The following is a 1,276-nucleotide window of genomic DNA, read 5'->3' on the forward strand; positions in this document are numbered from 1 at the left end:
TCAAAAATATTACGAGCAAGAAGAATTAAAAATTTACATTGATCAAGTTCTTGGTGTTGATGCTATTCCTATAGCTTTAGGTGTCTACTTAATTTTTCGGGATGAAGCTCAGGCTCAGTCATTTCGTGCTTCTTGCTTCCGTTCTCGTACCACGACCCCCAGAATTCGTTCTTGCATCAAGCGATTTGAAGATTATCAGGAACTCCTAGCACCCTTAATGTCTTTTATTGCTGAACGTGGCCGTCTTCCAATTAAAGGTGAAATATCACAAGAAGCTGATATCAATGCAGAATTTGGCAGTTTACGGCGTGCTTTTCAAGTAATTTTAAAGGCAACAGACCCACAAGAGTGGGAGGCGATTTCTGATAAACGCCGTCAAGATTTAATGGTTTACTTAGCTCTGTGTCAATTTAGCCGCCGCCCGAAATTAGGAGAATTAGCTTTGGAAGCCCAGGAAGATATCCTCGCTTTATTTGGTACGTATAAACAAGCTTGGATAAATGCCGACCAAATGCTACATAGTTTAGGAAATTCAGAAATTATTGTAGAACGCTGTCAAAATAGCCCAATTGGGAAGAAGTTACCGAATTCTCTTTGGATTCATGTTTCCGCCCTACAAGCTCTTGATCCGCTACTGCGCCTTTATGAAGGTTGTGCTAGTCGCGCTATAGGCCGATTAGAACAAGCAAATGTAATTAAATTTCATACTAAGACCCCAAAAATTTCCTATCTGTTTTACCCAGATTTTGATGCTGATCCTCATCCTGTATTACAAACTTGTATGGAAATCAACCTGCGTGACCTGCATGTAAATTATCGAGACTACGATGTTGATGATCCTCCAGTGTTACATTGCAAAGACGCTTTAGTTACTCCTGATTATCTGCTTTATGAGAAGTTTGTCAACCTGACTCGTAGAGAAGAAAATTGGGGATTGTTAGATGATTGGCACCTCATTAGTCATCGCTCTGGTTGGCTCAGATGCCTTAAAAAACACTGTGCAACCCTTAAAGGATATCAGTTATCTTGGCAAAAGGATGCTGATCCATACAAACTAAAGCTACTGCGCTCTGCGGCTCAGAGTCGTCAAAGGAAAAGACGTAATGTTAGCGAAAGCAAATGTTCTAAAACAGCATCTTCTATTATTAATAATGAGTTGAGTGAAAGTTAAATTTCCTTGGTTATTGGATATAGCTCACATTCAACTTGCAAATGGGTTGAGTAATAAGGTTTTTTACATCCTAGAGTTGCATGACATTCAATCTGTAAAGCCATA

At 39.4% G+C, this 1,276-nt stretch carries 1 protein-coding gene; it reads left to right on the forward strand.

Features of this window, described 5'->3' with window-relative positions:
• The coding region (locus tag ACWATR_RS40105; RefSeq protein ID WP_460345977.1) for a DNA phosphorothioation-associated putative methyltransferase at positions 1-1,171 on the forward strand (1,171 nt) is incomplete at its 5' end.
• Positions 1,172-1,276: the final 105 nt, after the last annotated feature.

It is taken from the genome of Nostoc sp. UIC 10890 (genome assembly GCF_054786515.1).